This is a genomic window from Deltaproteobacteria bacterium (assembly GCA_005879535.1).
Taxonomy (GTDB): Bacteria; Myxococcota; Myxococcia; order Myxococcales; family 40CM-4-68-19; genus 40CM-4-68-19.
Genome location: VBKI01000062.1, coordinates 24,474 through 44,984 on the forward strand (window position 1 = coordinate 24,474; position 20,511 = coordinate 44,984).

17 protein-coding genes are annotated in these 20,511 nt (G+C 68.0%); 8 read left to right on the top strand and 9 right to left on the bottom strand.

Going from position 1 to position 20,511, the window contains the following annotated elements:
* Positions 1–58: 58 nt before the first annotated feature.
* Positions 59–454, bottom strand: coding sequence for a (deoxy)nucleoside triphosphate pyrophosphohydrolase (locus E6J58_10865; GenBank protein ID TMB37679.1), 396 nt, complete (start codon positions 452–454; stop codon positions 59–61).
* Positions 455–553: 99 nt separating this feature from the next.
* Here E6J58_10865 and E6J58_10870 point away from each other — a divergent pair, with 99 nt between their 5' ends.
* Together E6J58_10870 and E6J58_10875 are read left to right on the top strand one after the other, a co-directional pair.
* Positions 554–2,020: a trypsin-like peptidase domain-containing protein gene (locus E6J58_10870; protein TMB37680.1), complete on the top strand. Its 1,467-nt coding sequence runs from the start codon at positions 554–556 to the stop codon at positions 2,018–2,020.
* A 17-nt stretch (positions 2,021–2,037) separates the two neighbouring features.
* On the top strand, positions 2,038–2,862 hold the full coding sequence (locus tag E6J58_10875) for a hypothetical protein (protein TMB37681.1): 825 nt from the start codon (positions 2,038–2,040) through the stop codon (positions 2,860–2,862).
* Here E6J58_10875 and E6J58_10880 read toward each other — a convergent pair.
* Positions 2,859–3,347, bottom strand: a complete 489-nt coding sequence (locus tag E6J58_10880) for a VOC family protein (protein TMB37682.1) — start codon at positions 3,345–3,347, stop codon at positions 2,859–2,861. The two genes, E6J58_10875 and E6J58_10880, sit on opposite strands and share 4 nt — an antisense overlap.
* Positions 3,348–3,545: 198 nt before the next feature.
* On the opposite strand from E6J58_10880, the gene E6J58_10885 reads away from it, so the two are divergent.
* Together E6J58_10885 and E6J58_10890 are read left to right on the top strand one after the other, a co-directional pair.
* Entirely contained in the window at positions 3,546–4,919 is a 1,374-nt protein-coding gene (locus tag E6J58_10885) for an MBL fold metallo-hydrolase (protein TMB37683.1), read from the top strand.
* Positions 4,912–5,553: a hypothetical protein gene (locus tag E6J58_10890; GenBank protein ID TMB37684.1), complete on the top strand. Its 642-nt coding sequence runs from the start codon at positions 4,912–4,914 to the stop codon at positions 5,551–5,553. The genes E6J58_10885 and E6J58_10890 overlap by 8 nt, the downstream gene beginning before the upstream one ends.
* On the opposite strand, the gene E6J58_10895 is transcribed toward E6J58_10890, so the two are convergent.
* Positions 5,520–5,978 (bottom strand): CoA-binding protein, encoded by a 459-nt coding sequence (locus E6J58_10895; protein ID TMB37685.1) that lies wholly within the window; start codon positions 5,976–5,978, stop codon positions 5,520–5,522. The genes E6J58_10890 and E6J58_10895 overlap by 34 nt on opposite strands.
* Positions 5,979–6,013: 35 nt before the next feature.
* On the opposite strand from E6J58_10895, the gene hutU reads away from it, so the two are divergent.
* From hutU to E6J58_10910, 3 genes are all read left to right on the top strand, one after another.
* Positions 6,014–7,669 (top strand): urocanate hydratase, encoded by a 1,656-nt coding sequence (gene hutU / locus E6J58_10900; protein ID TMB37686.1) that lies wholly within the window; start codon positions 6,014–6,016, stop codon positions 7,667–7,669.
* Positions 7,669–8,898, top strand: a complete 1,230-nt coding sequence (locus E6J58_10905; protein TMB37687.1) for an imidazolonepropionase — start codon at positions 7,669–7,671, stop codon at positions 8,896–8,898. The genes hutU and E6J58_10905 overlap by 1 nt, the downstream gene beginning before the upstream one ends.
* Positions 8,899–9,054: 156 nt before the next feature.
* Positions 9,055–12,141 carry a hypothetical protein gene (locus tag E6J58_10910; GenBank protein TMB37688.1) on the top strand — a complete coding sequence of 1,029 codons (3,087 nt, stop codon included), beginning with the start codon at positions 9,055–9,057 and terminating at the stop codon, positions 12,139–12,141.
* Between the two features lie 66 nt (positions 12,142–12,207).
* Here the strand turns inward: E6J58_10910 and E6J58_10915 are convergent, their stop codons facing one another.
* The 5 genes from E6J58_10915 to E6J58_10935 form a co-directional block, all read right to left on the bottom strand.
* A complete protein-coding gene (locus E6J58_10915) occupies positions 12,208–12,888 on the bottom strand; it encodes a DUF3047 domain-containing protein (GenBank protein TMB37689.1) in 681 nt (226 codons plus the stop codon).
* 38 nt (positions 12,889–12,926) lie between these two features.
* Positions 12,927–14,579, bottom strand: coding sequence for a DUF885 domain-containing protein (locus E6J58_10920; GenBank protein TMB37690.1), 1,653 nt, complete (start codon positions 14,577–14,579; stop codon positions 12,927–12,929).
* A 55-nt stretch (positions 14,580–14,634) separates the two neighbouring features.
* Positions 14,635–15,804 carry an aminotransferase class V-fold PLP-dependent enzyme gene (locus E6J58_10925; protein ID TMB37701.1) on the bottom strand — a complete coding sequence of 390 codons (1,170 nt, stop codon included), beginning with the start codon at positions 15,802–15,804 and terminating at the stop codon, positions 14,635–14,637.
* Between the two features lie 177 nt (positions 15,805–15,981).
* A complete protein-coding gene (locus tag E6J58_10930) occupies positions 15,982–17,796 on the bottom strand; it encodes a long-chain fatty acid--CoA ligase (GenBank protein TMB37702.1) in 1,815 nt (604 codons plus the stop codon).
* A 40-nt stretch (positions 17,797–17,836) separates the two neighbouring features.
* Positions 17,837–18,610, bottom strand: a complete 774-nt coding sequence (locus tag E6J58_10935; GenBank protein TMB37691.1) for a hypothetical protein — start codon at positions 18,608–18,610, stop codon at positions 17,837–17,839.
* Between the two features lie 122 nt (positions 18,611–18,732).
* Between E6J58_10935 and E6J58_10940 the strand changes: the two genes are divergently transcribed.
* The gene (locus E6J58_10940) at positions 18,733–19,167 is read left to right on the top strand and encodes a hypothetical protein (GenBank protein TMB37692.1); all 435 of its coding nucleotides are present in this window, start codon (positions 18,733–18,735) and stop codon (positions 19,165–19,167) included.
* On the opposite strand, the gene E6J58_10945 is transcribed toward E6J58_10940, so the two are convergent.
* Entirely contained in the window at positions 19,164–20,480 is a 1,317-nt protein-coding gene (locus E6J58_10945) for a hypothetical protein (protein ID TMB37693.1), read from the bottom strand. The two genes, E6J58_10940 and E6J58_10945, sit on opposite strands and share 4 nt — an antisense overlap.
* Positions 20,481–20,511 lie beyond the last annotated feature (31 nt).

Here is a 20,511-nt window from a genome sequence, read left to right on the forward strand (position 1 = left end):
GAAGAGTCGTGCCCCCGGAAGGAAGGTTAACGATGGCGAACAGATTCGGCAGCTTGCGTCAGTGAGTGAGATCGAGCAGCTGAGCGACCGTCTTCTCGTCTGCTGCAGGAAACTCGTACTGATCCATCTCCTGCGGTGAGACCCAGCGGTGATCGTGCACCTTCTTGTGGTTGATGTCGCCGCGCACGAGCTTGCACCGGTATACGCGGAAGTCGATGTCGTAGTGCGGATAGCTGTGTTGCACGTGGATCACGCGGTCGCCCACATCGACGTCGATCTCCATCTCCTCCTTCAGCTCACGCGCGAGCGCGGCCTCGTCGGATTCGCCCTCCTCGACGCGCCCGCCAGGGAATTCCCATAAGAGCGGCAGGGTTGCCGTCGGGCGGCGCTGGGTAATCAGGTACTTGCCGTCCCTCTCGATCATGGCGGCGACGACGCGGATCCGATGTGGCATGACAACCGACGATAGACCTCCAAGGAGCAGGCGGCAAGGCGTGCGCAGGGTTACTTGCACACCGGAAGCGCTGGCTTAACCTTGGGAACGGAGGTTCCCATGCGTGCGCTCGTCATCGGTCTGGTGCTGGCGCACGGCGTCGCGACAGCGGCGCAAGCAAAGGGGAAACCGGCCAAGCCGCCGGCCAAACCGGCCGCTCAGCCTGCTCATCCGCCGCTCTGCTCGGGAGACTACGCGGACGCGCTGCCGCCGGAGAAGGCCTCCAGCATCCTGGACACGGCGAAGCAGCCGTTCGTGTTCGCCATCCGCAACACCGCAACCTACGAGCACGTCTATTACGGACGCGACGGCAAGCTCCGCCGTGCCTACCTGCGTTCGCTGGTGCACGGCACGGGCTTCGGATACCGGATCGTCAATGGCGAGACTCAGCTCGTGACCAACGAGCACGTCGCCAGCCAGCCGGACGTCACCGACGACGAGCATCCCGTCGAGGGGGTCCCGACGGGCTCGAAGAAAGTGCGTGAGCAGCTCAAGATCGTCCGCGACGAGACCGACGATTACGAGCCGGGCCACATCGTGCTCGCCAAGGTTCTCTCGGATCCGCAGGCGGACATCGCGGTGCTGAAGGCGCGAAAGCAGCTCGGCGTGATGCCGTACCGGATCGGGCGATCGAGCGCGCTGCGCTCCGGCAATCTGGTTCAGGTGCGCGGGTTCCCGCTCGGCGCGTTTCAGGCGCTCAACACCGGCAAGGTGGTCAATCCGATGACCCTCGACACCGAGCGCGGCTGGAACCACGCCGACTTCATGGTCGACGCGCTGCTCGCCGCCGGAAACAGCGGAAGTCCGGTCTTCGCCGTCTCCTGCCGCAGCGCGGAGCCCGAGCTGGTGGGCGTCTATCACGCCGGCTACACCGACGCCGCGGCGCTCAACGCGGTGGTGGCGATCGACCAGCTCCGCGAAGAGCTCGACACGCTGAAGGTGCCGAAGCGCGATCCCGGGCTGCACAACGACATCACTGCCCAGGATCGCGACCGGCTGGTGAAACAGCTCTCGGTCGAGCCTACACGGAGCCTGACCTTCCCGTTCGGCGGACGGTTCGTGGTGGTGGCGCTGGCGGATCCCCAGGCCATCCGCTTCTCGATCCTCGACGACGACTATCCGCTCTCCACGCGGGAATCGATGGCGCTGGTCGATCGGGGACAGAACGGGTTCGGGACGCTCGACTCGGTCGTCGTTCCCGTCGACGGCCAATCCACCGAGGCTCCCGTTCACGTGCTGGAGGGCGACGTCCGCGAGCACTTCGACAAGCTGTACGAGTCGCTGTGGCGGCAGGTCCTGGGCGTGGCCGATTACCGGATGCGGCTCGCCAAGGGCAAACTGAGCGCGGACGCTTTCGCCGACGCGCAGGCGGCGCGGGCACGGCTGCGCAAGCGCACCCCCGAGCAGAAAGAGATCCTGAACATCTGCGCGTTCGAGGCGGATCGCGCGAACTTCGGCGCCGCGAGAGCTGTGGCGGCGCCGGGCGGCGCGCCGGTGACCGCGGCGGAAATGGGTGGCGGCCGTTGAGGACCGGTTAGCCCGGCATGCTTTCCTGGCTGCTCCTCGCCCTCGCGGCGGCAATCGTCGTCGCGATTGCGCTGCAGCAGTGGACGCAGTCGCGAAGGCTCCGCCGCGCGCGGCGGCCGGCGGCGCCGCGGCTCCCGGTGGTGCTCGCGCACGGGTTTCTCGGATTCGACGAGATCGAGCTCGGCAACCGCAAGCACCTCTACTTCCGTGGCATCGGCGCACACCTCGAACAGGCCGGGGCGCAGCTGTACTACCCGAGGGTGCCGCCGGCGTCCTCGATTTCCGCCCGCGCCGCGCGGCTGGCCGACCTGATCCGGTCGCTGCCCGAGCCGCGAGTGAACATCGTCGCGCACAGCATGGGCGGCCTCGACGCCCGCTACGCGATCTCGCGGCTGGGACTGGCGGACAGGGTCGCCTCCCTCGTCACCATCGCCACGCCGCACCTCGGCACGCCGCTCGCGGATGCGGGCCATGCCGTGTTCGGGCGCATCACGCGACTGCTGCGCAAGCTCGTCGATCTCACCGGATTCGGCGACCTGACCACCGAGGGGATGGCGAAGTTCAACCGCGAGGTCCCCGACGCGCTCGGCGTGGCGTACGCGAGCGTGGTGGGACGCAGCGGCAGGCTGAAGACCAATCCGCTGCTCTGGCCTTCACACCTCTATCTCGCGGAATGCTCCGGTCCGAACGACGGCGTGGTTCCGATCACCTCGCAGGCGCGTGGAGAGGTGCTGCGGGAAATCGAGGCGGACCACTGGGCGCAGATCGGCTGGAGTCGCGGGTTCGACGCCACCTCGTTCTACGAGGACCTGCTGCGCGAGCTGCGGGGCCGCGGGTTCTAGCCGTCGTAAGCCGCTTTCAGCGCGGCGATGTCCAGCTTGACCATCTTCAGCATCGCGTCCGTTACGCGCTTCGACCGCGCCGCGTCGCTGTCTGCCATCATCTCGTCGAAGATGGCGGGCACGATCTGCCAGCTCACGCCGTACTTGTCGCGCAGCCAGCCGCACATTTCCGTGGTGCCGCCTTCCAGCAACGCATTCCAGTAGCGATCCAGCTCTGCCTGATCCTCACAGGCGACCACCAGGGAAATGGCGTGGTTGAATGGATCCAGCGGCCCGGCGCTGATCGCCTGGAAGCGCTGGCCGAACAGGGTGAAGTCGACCACCTTCACGGATCCCGGCGGCCCGCTGGGGGTTTCGCTCTGCAGGGTCGTCACGCGGTCGACCCGCGAATCAGGAAAGATGGAGGCATAGAAGCGCGCAGCCTCCTCGGCCTCTTTCGCGTACCAGAGATGCGGGAAAATTTTCGAATTCCGCTTCAGCGCCATGGACTTCCTCCTTCGGCCCATGCGGCCGGTTCAGCAGGTAGACGCTCGAGAATATGGAAACTCATCGGTCGCGATGGGATGTGTGGCCGAACCGTGCGGGCTGTCGGTCGCATGTGCCCGAAGCCGTCGACGCGACTGTTTTTGAAGTCGCGCTGCGGGCGTCGGACGCAGCTCGCGCGGATGTGGCAGTGTGACGCGGTGGCCTCGATCACTTTCCTTGGCGCCGCCCAGACCGTCACCGGATCGCGCCACCTCCTCACCACGGCGTCGGGCAAACGCATCCTGATCGACGCGGGCCTGTTCCAGGGCCGCAAGGAGCTGCGCCTGCGAAATTGGGAACCGTGGACGGCGGGAAAGCTCGACGCCGTGATCCTGACGCACGCCCACATCGATCATACCGGCTTTCTTCCGCGCCTGTGCGCCCAGGGCGTGGTGGGACGGGTCGTGTGCACGGAGGCGACGCGCGAGCTCGCCTGGCTGCTGCTCCCCGACAGCGGGCACCTGCAGGAGGAGGAAGCGAGGTACGCGAACCGGCGCGGGTACAGCAAGCATCAGCCGGCTTTGCCGCTGTACACCGCCGCCGATGCCGAGGCCGCGGCGCGGCGGCTGGAAGGGTTCAGGTACGACGTTCCCGTCGACGTGGTCGACGGCGTCCAGGTCACCTTCCACCAGGCCGGCCACATTCTCGGCAGCGCATTCCTCGACGTCCGGGCCGACGGCAGGCGGTTCCTGTTCTCCGGCGACCTGGGCCGCTACGGGACCGCGCTCCTCGCCGATCCCGACGATCCCGTCCAGGCGGACGCGATGCTGCTGGAATGCACTTACGGCGACCGCACGCATCCGCCCGAGCCGCCCGGCGAGGAGCTCCAGGCCGCGATCCTCGACGCCATGAAGCGCGGCGGACCGCTCCTCATCCCCGCATTCGCCATCGGCCGCACGCAGGAGATCCTCTTCCTCTGGCGCCGGCTGGAGCACGAAGGGCGGATTCCGAAGGTACCGGTCTTCGTCGACAGCCCCATGGCTACGGACGCGACGCCGCTCTACCTGAAGCATCCAGAAGACCAGTCCCCCGGAATGCGCGAACTGATCGCCCGCAACGTGCGACCGCTCCAGCCGGCGCGGCTCCAGTTCGTCCGCGGAGCCGCGGAGTCGGCGAAGCTGCTCGAACGCACCGGGTTCTTCGCGGTGATCGCCGCGAGCGGAATGGTGACCGGAGGGCGGATCGTGGCGCATCTCGAGCGGCATCTGCCGGATCCGGAAACGACCGTCCTGCTCGTCGGATACCAGGCGGAGGAGACGCGCGGACGCAGGTTGCTCGACGGGGCGCGGACGCTGAAGCTTCGCGGCGCCGTCGTGCCGGTGCGGGCGAAGATCGCGCAGATGTCCGGCTTCTCTGCGCATGCGGACTGGCAGGAGGAGGATCGCTGGCTGGCGCGCGCTCCTTCGCCGCCTGGGCGCGTCTTCCTCGTCCACGGCGAACGGGCCGCCCTGGAGGCGCAGCGCATGCGGCTCTCCGCGCGAGGACTTCGTGTCCAGGTACCCGCGCCGGGGGAGCAGGTGCAGCTTGCGTGAATTGCTGCGCAGCGGATCGCTGCTCCTCGACGCCGCGATGGGAACCGCGCTGATGTCTCGCGGTCTCACCGGACGCGCGCCGGCGTGGAACCTATCGCATCCCAATGTCGTTCGGGACGTGCACGCTGCGCACGTGGCCGCCGGCGCCGAGGTGGTGCTGACGAACACGTTCGTCGGCGCCTCGGCGGAGGAAGCGGCCGCGGCCATCGGTCTCGCGCGCGCCAGCGGAGCGCGATACGTGGGTGGATCGCTCTGGGCCGGCGCCCCGGACCTCGCGACGCAGATCGCGCAGCTCGCTGATACGGATTCACTCTGGCTGGAGGCGGCGATCAGCCCGGAGCAGGCTCTCGCTGCCGTCCGCACCGCGGTCCAGGTCACGAAGCTGCCGGTCGTGATCACCTGTGCTCTGCGCTCCGCGCCCCTCGACGAGCTGCGCGCAGCGGGAGCCGTAGCCGCCGGATATGCGTGCTCGCCGTGGCCCCTCGACGCGAGCGGCGCTGACGTGGCGAAGCCCGCGGCGGACGGATGGGAGCCCGAAGATTGGGCCCGAAGAGCGCCGCGCGCGCGGCTCATGGGCGGCTGCTGCGGTACCGACGGGCGCTACCTGGCGGCGCTGCGCGCCACGGCCCGGTAGTCGACCATCAGGCAGCGGTCCTGGACGACCAGCATGCCGCCGCGGGCCAACGCTTCCGCCGTCCTGTCGTCGCGGATCCCGCTTTGCAGCCATACGGCGCGCGGCTTCTTGGCCAGCAGGTCGGAGAGATGCGCCGCGACATCGCGGGAGCGGCGGAAGACGTCGACGATGTCGAGCTCGCCCGGTACGTCGGCCACGCGCCGGTAGATCTTCTCACCGAGGATCTGCGTCGCTTCCGGGTAGTAGACCGGCACCGGCACGATCTGCAGCCCCATCTGCTGCAGCGCCTGCGGCACGTAGAAGGCTGGCTGCCCGCGCGCGGCCTCCGTCTTGATCCCGAGCACCGCGATGCGGTGCGCTGAGCGGAGCAGCCCGAGCAGCCGCTCCTCGTCGTCCTCGATCAGGTTTCGGCGCCAGTCTTCCATCCCCCGAATGTATCAACTGTGTCATAGAAGCGCGCATGGCCCACGCGATCCGTGCCGCGCGAGGAGTCGCGCTCTCTTGCAGAGGCTGGGTGCAGGAAGCGGCGCTGCGGATGCTGCAGAACAACCTCGACCCGGAAGTGGCGGAAAAGCCGGAAGAGCTGGTGGTCTACGGCGGCAGCGGGAAGGCGGCGCGCGACTGGCAAAGCTTCGAGCGGATCTGCGCGACGCTGCGGACGCTGGGCGAAGAAGAGACGCTGCTGATCCAGAGCGGCAAGCCGGTGGGCGTGCTGCGCACGCATCCCGACGCGCCGCGAGTTCTGCTGGCGAACTCCAACCTGGTGCCGAAGTGGGCCACCTGGGACAAGTTCCGCGAGCTGGAGCGGGCCGGACTGATCATGTACGGGCAGATGACGGCCGGCTCCTGGATCTACATCGGCACGCAGGGGATCCTGCAGGGCACTTACGAGACCTTCGCCGCGGCGGGGCGGCAGCACTTCGGTTCCGACGATCTCTCCGGTCGCCTGGTGGTGAGCGCGGGCCTCGGCGGAATGGGCGGCGCGCAACCGCTCGCCGCGGCGATGTGCGGAGCGACGTTTCTCGGCGTCGAAGTCGATCCCGCGCGCGCGCGGCGCCGCGTCGAGCAAGGCTATCTCGACGTCCTCTCCCCTTCGCTGGACGAGGCGCTGCGCGAGGCGCAGCGCGCGCTGGAGCGCGGCGAAGGGCGGTCGATCGGAGTGGTCGGAAACGCCGCGGAGGTCCTCCCGGAGATCGTCCGGCGCGGGCTCAGGCCCGACCTGGTGACGGACCAGACCTCCGCGCACGATCCACTGAATGGATACATCCCCGCCGGTCTTTCCCTGGAGGCCGCCGCGGAGCTGCGCGCTCGCGACCCGGACGAGTACCAGAAGCGGAGCCTCTCCAGCATGGCGCGCCACGTGGAAGCGATGCTCGAGCTCCGGCGGCGCGGCAGCCATGTCTTCGACTACGGCAACAACTTGCGCGCGTTCGCGCAGGAAGGCGGCGTGCGCGACGCATTCGCCTATCCCGGTTTCGTTCCGGCCTACATCCGTCCGCTCTTCTGTGAGGGGCAAGGGCCGTTCCGGTGGGTGGCGCTCTCGGGTGACCCGCAGGACATCCTGACGACGGACCGCGCCCTCCTCGACGCGTTTCCGCAGAAGGCGCACCTGCGCCGCTGGCTGACGATGGCGCAGAAGCGGGTGAAGTTCCAGGGATTGCCCGCCCGCATCTGCTGGCTCGGTTACGGCGAGCGCGCGAAGGCAGGATTGATCTTCAACGAGCTCGTGGCGAGCGGGAAGGTGAAAGCGCCGATCGTGATCGGCCGCGACCACCTGGACTGCGGCAGCGTGGCGAGCCCCAATCGGGAGACAGAGGCGATGAAGGACGGTTCCGACGCCATCGCCGACTGGCCCATCCTGAACGCGCTGGTGAACGCGGTGAACGGCGCGTCCTGGGTCTCCTTCCATCACGGCGGCGGCGTCGGCATCGGGTACTCGCTGCACGCCGGCCAGGTGATCGTCGCGGACGGCACGCCGGCGGCGGCGAAGCGTCTCGAGCGGGTGCTGACGAGCGATCCGGCGATGGGCGTCCTCCGCCACGCCGATGCCGGGTACGAGGATGCCATCCAGATCGCCCGCGAACGCGGCGTGCAGATTCCCGGTCTGACGCGCTGATGCTGATCGTCGAACACGCGCGCGTCGCGACGATGGCGGGGCCGCAGGCGGCGGAAGACGACGCCCCGCTCGCGGTTGTCGAGGACGGCGCGGTGGCCTGCGACGGCGATCGCATCACCTGGGTGGGCCGCACCAGCGCAGCCCCGCGCGGCGGCGAACGGATCGATGCGCAGGGCGCCCTGCTCGCCCCCGGCCTGATCGATCCCCACACGCACCTGATCTTCGCCGGCGACCGCGCCCGCGAGCACGCGCGGCGCCTGGCGGGGGCGACCTATCTGCAGATCGCGCAGGCGGGCGGAGGAATCCGCAGCACGGTGGAATCCACGCGCGCGGCCTCCGACGAGGATCTCCTGGCGGCCGCGCGCGAGCGCCTCGCCCGCCTCGTGCGCAGCGGCGTCACTACCGTCGAGATCAAGACCGGTTATGGATTGAGCATCGAACAGGAGCTGCGCCTCCTGCGCGTCGCGCGCGCGGCCGGGCACCGGGCGGGCTGCGAGGTATTGCCCACGCTGCTGGCGCTGCACGCGGTGCCGCCAGAGTCCGACCGCGTCGAATGGGTGCGGCAGGTGGTGCAGGAGCTGATTCCGGAGGCGGCGCGCGAGGGCGCTCGCGGTTGCGACTCCTTTCTCGAGAAGGGCGCGTTCGACGCCGGGGAGTGCCGGGCCGCGCTGGAAGCGGGCGCGCAGGCAGGGCTGGTCTGCCACCTGCACGCGGATCAACTCAGCGCTTCGGGCGGCGCACAGCTGGCGGCGGACCTGGAATGCGCGAGCGCCGATCACCTGGAGCGGGTAACGCAGCCGGGGATCGAGGCGCTCGCGCGCGCAGGGACGGCGGCGGTGCTGCTGCCGCTCGCAGCCTGGTTCCTGCGCGATCGGGCGGCGCAGGCGAAGCCTTTCCTCGACGCCGGCGTGACCGTAGCGCTGGGCAGCAACATCAACCCGGGCACGCAGCGGATCGAGAGCGTCTCGATGCTGCTCGCCGCGGCGTGTCTGCTGACCGGGCTCACCCCAGCCCAGGCGCTCTGGGCCTGCACGGCGGGCGCAGCCAAGGCGCTGCGGCTCAACGATCGCGGCGTCCTGCGCACCGGACTGCGCGCCGATCTGGTCCTCTTTTCCTGCGCCGACGCGGCGCATCTGCCGTACCACGGCGGCGTCGAGCATGCGCGCCTAGTCGTTCACGGCGGCGAGGTCGTGCACCGGGTGCCTACCGGCGCAATGCCGGCGTGCTGAGGCAACGGCGGTGGGCAGCGACAGGCCTGACGGCTCGGTTGTCTTGGGCTCAATGGCTTGCCTGGTGGCATTCGCGCTTCCTCTGAAGGGGGTGTAAAAGGACGCCGCGATCTCCGTCCATCCACGCACTGCACCATTTCGGGGGAGGAACCAACCATGATTCATCGGGCGCACCAGCTCCGGCTGGAAGTCTGTGCAGCTTTGATCTCACCGCTCTTCATTTCCTGCGCGGCTCATCGCGCCGCAAGCACCGCCGCTCCTCCCGAGCGGGCAGACCGTGTTGCCGAACCCGGAGAGGCGGCGTCGCCAACCGCAGACGGGGACCGCGAAAAGATCGCCCGCACGGCGCTCGCGAAAAAGCTCGCGCGGCAGCAGACATTCGCCAACGGGTTCAACGCGGACTCCGGCGACCACCCCGAGAGCTACGCGGAGCAGGACTGGATCAAGCATTCCATCGACGGCGGCGACAACGGGCCTCCGCCGTTCACTGCGTTCGCGACCGCGCGCAACGACTGGTTCGGCCTGCTCGGGAGGCCGGCGTTCGGCACCGGAAAATGGGTGCCCTTCGGACCTACGAACGGGCAAAACGACCTGACAAACGTCTTCCGCGACCGCACCGTCTACACGGCCGGCACCGAGAACTTCGGCGGCCGGACCGTGCACGGGGTCATCTCGCCGGACTGCAAGCCCGCGCCGGACACCTGCACCCTCTGGATCGCCGCGTCGAACGGCGGCGTGTGGCGCACCGACAACGCGCTGGCCGTGGATAATCCCGACACGCCCGAGAACGAAGGGCCGACCTGGGAGTTTGTCTCGGCGACGTTCGAGAACCAGAGCGTGGCCTCGCTCGAGCTGGACCCGAACGATTCCAACGGCAAGACCATCTGGGCGGGCACCGGCGAACCCAACGCCTGCGGCAGCGGTTGCGAAGTGGGCGTGGGAGTCTACCAATCGAAGGACGGCCGCAAGGGTTGGCGCGGCCCGCTTGGCGCAGCCCAGTTCTTCGGCCGCGGCGTCGGGTCGATCGCGGTGAAGCAGGGTGATTCGAAGACGGTGTTCGTCGCCACCGGCCGCGCCACGCGCGGCATCTCGAACACGTGCTGTGGCGGAACCGATGCGTTGGTCCCCGGCGCCCCGCATTTCGGCGTCTGGCGCTCGAAGGACGAGGGCAAGAGCTGGGAGCTGGTGAACCAGGGCGCCGAGGCCCTCTGTACGGTCCCCACTCCGGACGTTGTCTCGCTCAACCAGACGGCCTGCTCACCCCGAGGTGCGCGGCGGATCAAGTTCGATCCCGTCGACCCGAACACCGTCTATGCCTCGTTCTTCGCCCGCGGGATCTGGCGATCGCGCAGCAACGGCGACCCCGGAACGTGGGAGCAGATCATGGCGCCGCGAGGCGACGTCGGTCCCGTGCTCCCAACTACTCCGCCGCCTCTACCGCTCACCACCGAGCGCGACGAGTTCGACGTCGTGGCGCTGCCCAGCGGCGAAACGCGGATGTACGTGGGTGCCGGCGGCGGCAACTACACCGGGACCGGGGCGACCGCGGCGCGCCTGCGCGTGAACGACGCCGTCCGGAACGCCCCGGCTGCCACGGCCCAGGCGACATGGGTCGACAAGCAGACGTACAGCTTCGCCTACTGCGAGCCGCAGTGCTCGTACGACAACTACGTCTACGCCCCCGCGAACCCGCGCAACGCGCCCAAGTCCGGCGCAACCGTCGACACGGTGTATCTGTCGGGCGCGAACCAGTACAACGAGAACAACACCGGCACCGGCCGCTCGAACGGACGGGCTGTACTGCTCTCGACCGACGCGGGGGCGATCTTCACCGACATGACGGAGGACGACCGCAGCAGCGTCTATCCCGGCGCGCTGCATCCCGACCACCACGCCCTGGTGGTGAATCCGCTGAACTGGCGCCAGTTCTTCGACTTGAGCGACGGCGGGGTGAACCGATCGAACGGCGTCTTCGTCAATGACACGGCGGATTGCACGACGGCGCCGCACCTCTTCGTGGTGCCGAGCCGGGTCGCCTTCTGCCAGGTGGTCCTTTCGCGCGTCCCGCAGCGGCTGACCGCCATCAATCGCGGCCTGCGCACGCTGGCGACCTACACCCTCGATTACGACCGGAACAATGTGAACCGCATCAGCGCCGGCACGCAGGACAACGGCTCCTGGGAGACTTTGGGCGATACCGCCAACTGGCTGCAGATCAACATCGCAGACGGCGGCCCGAACCGATTCGACGCCACCGGTGCCGACTCGCAGTTCGCGCTCTCGGCCTTCCAGGGCGGCCAGCTCATGGTCCGCTACGATGCGCAGCAGCAGGTCGACGTGAACTGGATCTCGGACACGCTGTCCGACCCGACCAACGTCCCGCCGTACGCGCTGGAGGCCTCGGCCTTCATCGTGCCCGCCATCAGCGACGCGGTCCACCCAGGGTGGCTGTTCACCGGCCGCGAGCACGTTTTCCGTTCCATGAACTACGGCCGCAATCCGGTCCTCGCCACCAAGCAAGCGCACCGCGACAACTGCAACATCTGGTACGGAGCCTTCGGCGACCTCAACCACAACGACATCTATGATCTGCCCGGCGACTCCTGCGACGACTGGAGGGCGCTCGGGGATCCAAGTCCCAACGGCCGCCTGACCAGCGCCACCTACGGACCCGACCGCCTGGGCATCTACGTTTCCGCCAACGAGCGCGCGCCGAGCGATCCGAGCACGCTCTGGGCGGCGACGGGAGCGGGCCGCATCTTCGTCTCCAAGAATGCTGACAATCCGGTCCCGTCGGCCGTGGTGTTCGACCGCATCGACAACGACCCCACGGCGACGAACTCGCCGCCCCGGTACCCGACGTCGATCTACGTCGATCCGACGGACCCGAACCACGCCTGGATCACCTACAGCGGGTACAACGCGAAGACCCCGAACACGCCCGGACACGTCTTCGAGGTCTTCTACGCGCCGAACGCCTCGACGTTCATCAACCGCGACGGCCACAAGATCAACGGCTACGGAGACATCCCCGCGAACCGCATCATCGTCACCAACCGTGGCACCTACTACGTCGCCACGGACTACGGCGTGGTGGTGAAGGAGCCCAACTCGGACGTCTGGAAGATGGCTCCGGCTGGGCTTCCCAACATCGACGTGGCGGACCTCATCTACGTGCCGCAAACCGACTCACTCTATGCCGCGACTCACGGCCAGGGCGTCTGGCAGTTGAAGGTCCAATAGAGAGCGCACATCGCGGAAGGGGACCCGTCTCGGGCCCCCTTTCCCGCGAGTGAATCGCATCACGCGTTACTTGTAGAGGACGAACCCGGCGTAGTCGGCGGCGCTGATGCTGCCCGTCTGATCGCCATCGCTCATCAGGCCGATGCCCTGCAACTCCGGCACCTCGCTGCGGGGGTCGCCGTTCGTGAAATGCTGCCGGAAGAGCTCTTCCGGATCGATCGTCTCCTCCACCCAGCCGGCGCTCACCATGCCCGTACGCAGCACGATGCTGTCGGAGGCGACGAACGGATTCCGCATCCGGTTGCACGTGGCGCCGAGCGGCGCCTCGCTGCTCCAGATGAACTTCAGGGAGTACCAGCGCATGCCCCGCTTCCAGGTGACGTAGACGGCGGCCGCCGAATCCCCGAGGCCGGCCGCGCATTCGTTCCCCTTGCGGGGCAGTACCTGCGCCCGCCAGCGCCACGTCATGCGTCGCACGCCGTGGTGCAACTCGTCGGGCACGTCGCAGAAGAGCGTCACGGTCGGCTTGGGTGGCAGGTACTCGCCGTGGATGAAGCTCTGCTTGGGATCCTCGATGGTCTGGTAGTAGGTGGCTTCCGGCTTGTGCGGATTCTCCGGGTCGTACTCCTGGCCGAGGACCTTGAAGGCATGCACGTCCAGCGGCACGGCGCGGAACTGGCGGGCGCCATCTGACTGCTGGATCGGGGCGAGCAGAAGCGCGGCCGCAATTGTCGGGAGAATCGCCATGACCCGTTGTCATCTGACGCCCCAGCTGAATTCGGGATTCAGTGGATGCCCGCGCGCAGGCTCCATCCGACACCGGGTACGCGGTCGTTCGAGCCGGTGAGCTCCCAGCCAACCAGCGAAATCGGGATCAGGCCAACCGCGTCCAGCTCGTCCATGAACCGGCGGAGGGTGAACGCATTCCCCAAGGCGCGGGCGCGCGCCGCGAGCAGCCGATCGATCTCGATCTTTCCGATCAGGTAGCTCGTTCCGTATGCCGGCTGCTGCAGATACAGATGCTGCTCGAACCAGACCGTCTTGCCGTCCAGCCGCAGCCAGCCGCGCGGCGTCTGCTCGGAGGCGAATCGCGCCGCCTCGTCGACGGACATCTGGTTGGCGTGCATGCGCAGTTCGCCGATGGCTCGCGCCGCCCTTTGCGCGAGCAGGATGTAGACGAGCTCCCGCGAGCGCGGCCGAGTGTCGCAGAGACCGGCGTGCATCATCAGCTCTTCCATCGCGGTCGCCAGGCCCTCCGTACGGGTATCGAAGATGTTGTAGAGCAGCGCGCCACGCCGGATGGGGCTCGGATGCGGATCGTGACGCATCCTCGCCAGGTCGAACCAGTGGTAGCCGTGCGTGCGCATCAGCACCGGATCCCGGTAGTCGACCTCGGTGAAGAACTCGAGCGGCCGCCGCGGCGTGTACTGCCCGGTCCGGGCGCGCAGCGCCGCATCCATGTAGGGCTGCACGGTGAGGATGTCGTTCCGCGCGAGGAACGACATGTACTCGCTGACGGCGGCGGCAAAGCGTCGCTGGTGCTCCCCGTCGCTGGCGACGGGCGACTGCGCGGGCAGCTCGCGGTTCCGATGCTCCTCCATGGCCAGCGCGGACCTGGCCCGCCACAACTCGCGCTGCATCAGCGCGAGCTCCTCGGCCCAAGTGTACGGAAGGAGCTGCACGTTGATCAGGTACCAGTCGTACTCGCGAACACCGACGCCCGATGGCCCCGTCTTCGACGGCGCTTCCGCCTTCAGCCAGTCGATCAGCTCGGCAGTCGCGGTTTCCGCTCGGGCGATGGCAGCGGCGAGGCCCGTATGAGAACCCGCCTTGCCGCGCAGCTCCCCGAGCAAGCCGCGCTGTTGCTCGAGGGCGCGGATGCCGAAGTTCCACAGGTCGCGCCCGCTGCCGGTGAGGTTACCGCGGGCTTGCTTCAGCAGACCCGGGATGGGTGACAGACGACGCGCCAGCTCGTCGCCCTGGTCCGCGGAGAGCGGAAACCTCCATTCCCAAAGCCCTACCGTCCCCAACACGAAGGGACCCTCGCGCGCGGGCTGATCGCTCTCGTCGCCCACCACCGTCACGTAGAAGGCGGGATTTCTCGCCCACGGCTGGAGGACGCGGTGATCGAAGTCGAGCCCGTTCATCTCGGCGCGCAGGAGGTGGTAGTCCACTTGTCGTGCCACGGGCCATGCTGCCGGGTCGATCGCCGCAAGCTTCTTCCGGTATTCCGCGAGGGCGTCGTGCTGCGCCGCCATCGCCGCCTGCCTGTAGTCGGGCACGCCGTCGATGACCCGCGGCTTCTGGAACGTGCGCCAATCGGCGAAGAGGGCGACCAGGTCGTCGTAGCTCGTGCTCTTCGGCGACACAGGCGACGGACTTGCGCCTGCACAGGACGCGAGCACGAGCGCAACCGCACATCGCATGGAGCTTCGCATGACTTGTTCAGCCTCAAGACATAGGCGCAAACGCGCACCTCCGGTGCGGCAGCGGCTATGCGGCCACGAGCGTGCGCACCGCGGCTACCGCGGTGTCCACCTCTTTGGGCGTATTGAACAGGCTCGCGGACAACCGGGCGTAACTCACCTTGTACGGGCTGGTGCTGGCGACGATCCTGCGCGCGAGCAGCGCCTTTACCACCGCGTCAGGCGACATCCCCTGCACCTCGAAGCAGCAGATGCCGGCCGACAGCTCCGGATCGAGCGGCGTGTGCAGCTTCACGCCGCGGATCTCCGCGAGCGCCGCCTTGCAGCGCCCATTCAGCTCCCGGATGCGCGCGGCGACCCGCGCGCGGCCGATCTGCTGGTGCATCCGGAACGCTGCGCCCATGGCCCACTGGTGCTCGTACGCGAGGAAGCCGCCGGGGGTCGCGCGGCTGGCATTGTTGGGAGTGGCAGGCGCCCGATCGTCCATCCAGGCCCTGTACGGCTCGAGATCGGAGAAGGACGGAATCATCGGCTTGAGCCGCGCCCAGCTCTCCGCGCGCGCCCAGACGATGCCAGTACCGCGTGGACCAAAGATCCACTTGTGCGCGCCGGCGGAGAAGAAGTCGCAACCCAACGCGGCGACGGTCTCGTCCGCGGCCCCAAGCCCGTGCACGCCGTCTACGACGAGAACCACGCGCTCGTTCTCAGCGCGCTGCCGGTTCACTTCCCGCAGCGCGTCGGCGATCTGCCGCACGGGAAGCCGCATGCCGGTGCTCGAGTGCACCCAGGTGATGCCCAGGACCCGGGTGGCAGGCCGGATGGCCTCGCGAACGCGCGCGACGATGGTCCCCGCAGTGGCAGTCGACGCCTCGTCGAACAGGGCGAACTTCCGGACCGACGCGCCGTTTCTCTCCGTGGCGAAGCGAATGGCCTCGTGGTGAGAGAAATGGTCGTGCGTCGTCACCAGAACCTCGTCGCCCGGCTTCAGCGGGAGGCCGTGATAGACGAGCGCAAGCCCGGTGGTGGTGTTGGGGGTCAGCGCAATCTCTTCCTGGCGGCCGCCGAGGTACGCCGCGATGTCCTCGCGGACCTTGCGTTGCAGGTTCTCGGCCTCCGTCTCGAACATCCCGCGCTCCACGACGAGGAACGGATTCTCGTCGAGCGCTTGCCGCCAGGCGTCGATGGCCGCGCGCACCGGCACTGGGTGCGAGGAGATGTAGAAGCCGGCCAGGTGCACGTAGTCAGGCGCGAGACGGAACTGGGCGCGGACTTTCGCCCAATCGTCCAGGCGGGGCATCGGCTGTGAACGCGACTCGACGGCCGCGAGGAGCCCCCGCGGTACAAGGCTGGCACCGAGAGCGGCGCCGTTGAGAGCGAGGAAGGCACGACGTGACGGGCTCATGGTCCCCCCGGATCAGTCGACGCTCTCTCCGTCGTACATGGCGTCGATCTCCTTCTTGAACTTCTGCGTCGCCGCCTTCCGCTTCACCTTCATGGTCGGCGTCAGCTCGCCGGTCTCCTGCGTGAAGTCGCGATCGAGAATCGTGAACCGCTTGATGGTCTCGTACGAGGGCACCGTCGCGTTCACCCGATCGATCGCCTCCTGGATCCTCTGCCGCAACAGCGGGCTGCGCGTCGCGTCCGCGTAACTGGCAGCGCCGGTGAGCTTCTTCGCCTCGGGCTCCGCCACGGTGACGAGGACGGACACGTACTTGCGCCGGTCGCCGATCACGACCACCTGGCTGATCAGCTCGCTTCCCGTCTTCAGGGCGCCCTCCAGCGCCTGCGGGGCGATGTATTTGCCGCCGGAGGTCTTGATCAGGTCCTTCTTGCGATCGGTGATCTTGAGATACCCGTCGGAATCCATGTCGCCGATGTCGCCGGTACGGAAGAAGCCTTCCTTGTCGATCACCTCTGCGGTCGCTTCCGGCAGGCCGAGGTAGCCGCGCATGATGTTGCGTCCGCGCATGAGGATCTCTCCGTCCTCGGCGATCTTCACTTCCACGGCGGGGAGCGGCCGCCCTACAGTGCCGAGCTTGTTCTGGCCGGGCAGATTGACGCTGGTGACGGCGATGGTCTCGGTGAGCCCGTAGCCCTCGAGGATGTGGAACCCGAGCAGATCGAAGAAGTAGGCGATCTTCTTCGCCAGAGGCGCGCCGCCGGAGACGAACTTGGTGATCCGCCCGCCGAACCGCTTCGAGAGTTTGTCCTTCACCTTGGGGAACACCAGCTTCTTCGCCAGCGTGAAGGCGAGCGAGTTGTACGGCTCTCCCTTCGCCTTGGCCTTGGCGTACTGCTCGAACTCGCGCATCGCCATGCGGAACAGCGCGCCCTGCAGGCCTGGATTCGCCATCCCGCCGGCAACCACCGAGTTGAACGCTTTCTCGTACACGCGCGGCACGGCTGAGAGGATGGTCGGCGACGTCTCGGAGGCGTTGTCCACCAGCTTGTCCACCGACTCCGCGTAGATCATCGTCAGGCCGCTACCCAGCCACGCTGCCTTGATGATCTGCGCGAAGGAGTGCGCGAAGGGAAGGAAGAGCAGATGGCTGTCCTCGCGGGTGAGCAGTCCGGTGCCCACCACCACCTCGGCGGCGAAGAGCATGTTGTCGTTGGTGATCATCACGCCCTTGGGAACGCCGGTCGTCCCCGAGGTGTAGAGGATGGTCGCGAGGTCGTCGCGGTGCTGCGACTGCAGGCGCTGATCGAGCTCGCCGGGAACGCGCGCCTTGTGCTCGCGCCCGCGCGCCTGGAGCTGCTCGAGGGAAAGCGCCCAGTCGCCCTCGCCGTGGCCCTCGATGACGACCACGTGATGGATCTTGGGAAGCCGGCTGCGCTGCTGCCGCACTTTCGCCAGCTGCTTCTGATCCTCGACGAAGACCACCACCACCCCCGCGTTCTCGAGGATGAACTGGCACTCCTCCGGGGTGTTCGACTGGTAGATGGGGACGGCGATCGCGCCGGAGAGCGCGGTTCCCAGGTCGGCGACCGTCCACTCGACGCGCGTGCCCGCGAGGATGGAAACCATCTCTCCCTTCCTCACGCCGAGCGAGATCAGACCCCAGGCGGTTTCTTCGCTCTCCCTGGCCAACTGCGTCCAGGACACGTCCAGCCACCTGCCGGCAACCTTGCGCCGCGCGGCGGTGCGCTGCGCATCGGTCCCGGCGCGTTGGCGGAAGAGCTGTGCGACCGACTGGATGTTGGCGAGCTCGCTGCGCTGCTTCTGCATCGCGCTGACGTGGCTCTCTGCTGTTGCCATGGGAGATCTCCTACTGCGCCGTGTTGGGCGGTCCGTGCGCTTCGATCCAGTTCCGCGCCTTCTTCTTCATGCGCCGCTCCTCCGGCGGGTCCTCGCCGGGTGGCGCGTTGATCACCTGCTGGACGAGCTTCGTTCCTTCGTCGACCTTGTCTCCGTCGGCATAACAGTCGGCGAGGTAGATTTTCCCGCGCAGATTGCCCGGGTGCGTGCGAACCGCTTCCGCGAGGATCTTCGTCGCCTGTCCGACGTCACGCTTCGGCCAGGGAAGCTTGAAGAAGTAGCGGCCCCAGACCACCTGCGGCGCTCCGTCGAGATAGTCCTTGTCGATGCGCAACGCGGCGAGGATCCGGTCGCGGAACTTGCCTTCGAGCCCCTGCGAGAGCGCCGTGATGATCCCCACTCCCTCGGAATAGAGCCCGATGCCCACGCCGCCGTTGTATTGGCCCCGGACGTCGCCCGCATTGGCCGCCACCGCCTTGTCGGCGGCGTCCCACGCTTTCTTTCCCAGCGCGGCCTTTTCGTCCGCCTCCTTCGCGTCCGCCTCCCAGTTGTAGAGCGCCGACAGCCGCCAGTTCGCCTCGAACGATCGCGGCTCGACGGCCAGTTGCTGCTGGAGGATCTGCTCGAGCTTCTTCTCGACGCCCTCCTCGTCCCGGTGGCGCCACAGCTCGTCGAATTGCTCGCGCCACCCCGCCGGTCCCTCCGGGGCCGTGGGCGGACGCTGCGCCGATGGCGGGCCCGGCGGCGTCGGCTGCGCGACGAGCAGGAACGCGAGCAGAAGCATGGGAGCCGAAGGCGTACCACCGCCGCTCACCATGGGCAACCCGACGCGCTCCGTGGGACGCGCCAAGGAAATCGGCGGCGTGGCAATGGCATGGCAGACTCCGGCGAACGAGGAGGAAACGGATGCGTCGAATGTTCCCGGTCGCCGTCTGCGTTGGATTGGCCCTTGCGGTTCCCGCGCGTGCGTCGCCGCTGTCGCTGCGGCTCGGCGCCGATGCCTTGCTGAATGGCGGGCCGGGCGTCTTCTCGCTGGGTCTCGGGGTCGAGTCCGCGCTGGGCAGGCGCGTGTCCGTCGGCGCCCGCTTTGGCGGGCTGATCACCACGTCGCCCACCAGCGGAGGCGTTCCGCTGGACGTGTTCCTCCGAATCCGGGTGAGCCGCGCTTACATCGAAGGCGTTGGAGGGCCGTGGATCATCTTCACCGGCGGAGATACGTTCCGCGGCCACGCCGCGGTCGGGCTCGGCCTGCTGGCGCGCGATCTCGAGTTCGGAGCGGAGATCGGCTTCGTCAGCCCGGACCGGACCCAGCTCGGCCTGCGCATCGGGTTACGCCTTTAACGATTGGTCAGGTAGCGCAGGTCCCAGGTGTCGTCGGGCTGAAGCAGGCAGTTGCCCTCGAACTGCACCGCGGGACCGTCGGACGTGGTGACGATCTGATACCCCTGGCCGGCGGCGCACTCCAGCGTCTGGCCGCCCCGCTCGACGCGAACCAGCAGGAGCTCCGGCGAGGACGGCGGGGCCCGGAGCAGCACCTGCTTGGGAATCCCGATGACCGCGGACAGCTGGGACAGCGAGGGGCTGGCGTCGTCGCTGCAGACGTTGGCGCCGACGCCGGAGAACGCGTACGCCAGCTCCAGATACCGCCGGCCGGGCACCTGTCCTCCGCAGAATGTGTGGCATTCCGCGGCGCAATCCGCCATGCAGATCTGGTAGGTCGGAGACGACTTGCAGCGCGTATCGCAGGCGGAGACACCGGCGGGCGCGTCGCAGGCTGCATCGCAGGTGGGGTTGGCGCAGATCCCCGGGTCCTGCGACCCGTCCTGCAGGGACACGATGGCGCCGATCTCGACCTCCTTGGGCGTCCCATCGGAGTCCTTGAGGCCGCGCAGGTAGTTGGCGTAATTCGCCACCGGCTCGAGCGCGGAGGGAACGCCACCGCGGGCCATGATCGCGCACTGGTCGACCACGTTTCCCGTGGTTGGATCTTTCGTCAGCATTGCCAAGCGGTGCCCGGGGTCGGAGCAGTCCTCGGCATCGCTGAAGAACGCGACCACGATCTTCGATGCGTCGCGCAAGAATCCCGCCTGCCGCAGCGCCAGCTTCATCGCCTCCATCCCCTGCGGCTGGCGCGAGCCGTTCACGCCGACCTGCACGGAGGACGCCAGATCCTGGGCAAATTGCTGCGCGGTGTAGTCACTTCTGCGCAGGACTGCGCTGGGCGCCTGCGCTCCTTGGTTGAAGTGCCCCGCGCTCGAGAAGGAACGAAAGCAGGCCAGCCCGGAATCGCAGGAAAAGCCGGTCGCTTCCCATTCGCTGTCGCACTCGGCTGCCGCGTACGGATCGCCCGCCGGACCGCACGCGCCGAGGCGCTCGGAAACAGTGGTGGTCGTGACCGCCACCTGATAGTCGACGGGAGGATCCAACGCGTCGAGCTGGCCGGTGAAGTTCTGCAGGGCCGCTGCGAGCCGCTGCTGCTTGCCGCTCATCGAGAAGCTGTCGTCGATGACGAGCAGCACGTCCGCTTTGGTGAACACGCGCACCTTGTTACGCTGCGAGACCCCGACGAGTGTCACGGGCTGCACAGGCACGGCGACGTAGCTCTGGCAGGCGCAGAGAGAGACGAGCAGCGTGACTGAGGTGATGACGCGCATGCAGTTGGGGTCCCCCACCACACCCCGGATG

What these genes read in the sequence shown, in the direction of transcription:
- hutU (TMB37686.1), top strand. Translation starts at nt 6,014, where the DNA reads ATGGCCCACGCGATCCGTGCCGCGCGAGGAGTCGCGCTCTCTTGCAGA.
- E6J58_10865 (TMB37679.1), bottom strand. Translation starts at nt 454, where the DNA reads ATGCCACATCGGATCCGCGTCGTCGCCGCCATGATCGAGAGGGACGGC.
- E6J58_10935 (TMB37691.1), bottom strand. Translation starts at nt 18,610, where the DNA reads ATGCTTCTGCTCGCGTTCCTGCTCGTCGCGCAGCCGACGCCGCCGGGC.
- E6J58_10920 (TMB37690.1), bottom strand. Translation starts at nt 14,579, where the DNA reads ATGCGAAGCTCCATGCGATGTGCGGTTGCGCTCGTGCTCGCGTCCTGT.
- E6J58_10895 (TMB37685.1), bottom strand. Translation starts at nt 5,978, where the DNA reads ATGGAAGACTGGCGCCGAAACCTGATCGAGGACGACGAGGAGCGGCTG.
- E6J58_10870 (TMB37680.1), top strand. Translation starts at nt 554, where the DNA reads ATGCGTGCGCTCGTCATCGGTCTGGTGCTGGCGCACGGCGTCGCGACA.
- E6J58_10930 (TMB37702.1), bottom strand. Translation starts at nt 17,796, where the DNA reads ATGCAGAAGCAGCGCAGCGAGCTCGCCAACATCCAGTCGGTCGCACAG.
- E6J58_10910 (TMB37688.1), top strand. Translation starts at nt 9,055, where the DNA reads ATGATTCATCGGGCGCACCAGCTCCGGCTGGAAGTCTGTGCAGCTTTG.
- E6J58_10880 (TMB37682.1), bottom strand. Translation starts at nt 3,347, where the DNA reads ATGGCGCTGAAGCGGAATTCGAAAATTTTCCCGCATCTCTGGTACGCG.
- E6J58_10875 (TMB37681.1), top strand. Translation starts at nt 2,038, where the DNA reads ATGCTTTCCTGGCTGCTCCTCGCCCTCGCGGCGGCAATCGTCGTCGCG.
- E6J58_10940 (TMB37692.1), top strand. Translation starts at nt 18,733, where the DNA reads ATGCGTCGAATGTTCCCGGTCGCCGTCTGCGTTGGATTGGCCCTTGCG.
- E6J58_10915 (TMB37689.1), bottom strand. Translation starts at nt 12,888, where the DNA reads ATGGCGATTCTCCCGACAATTGCGGCCGCGCTTCTGCTCGCCCCGATC.
- E6J58_10945 (TMB37693.1), bottom strand. Translation starts at nt 20,480, where the DNA reads ATGCGCGTCATCACCTCAGTCACGCTGCTCGTCTCTCTCTGCGCCTGC.
- E6J58_10905 (TMB37687.1), top strand. Translation starts at nt 7,669, where the DNA reads ATGCTGATCGTCGAACACGCGCGCGTCGCGACGATGGCGGGGCCGCAG.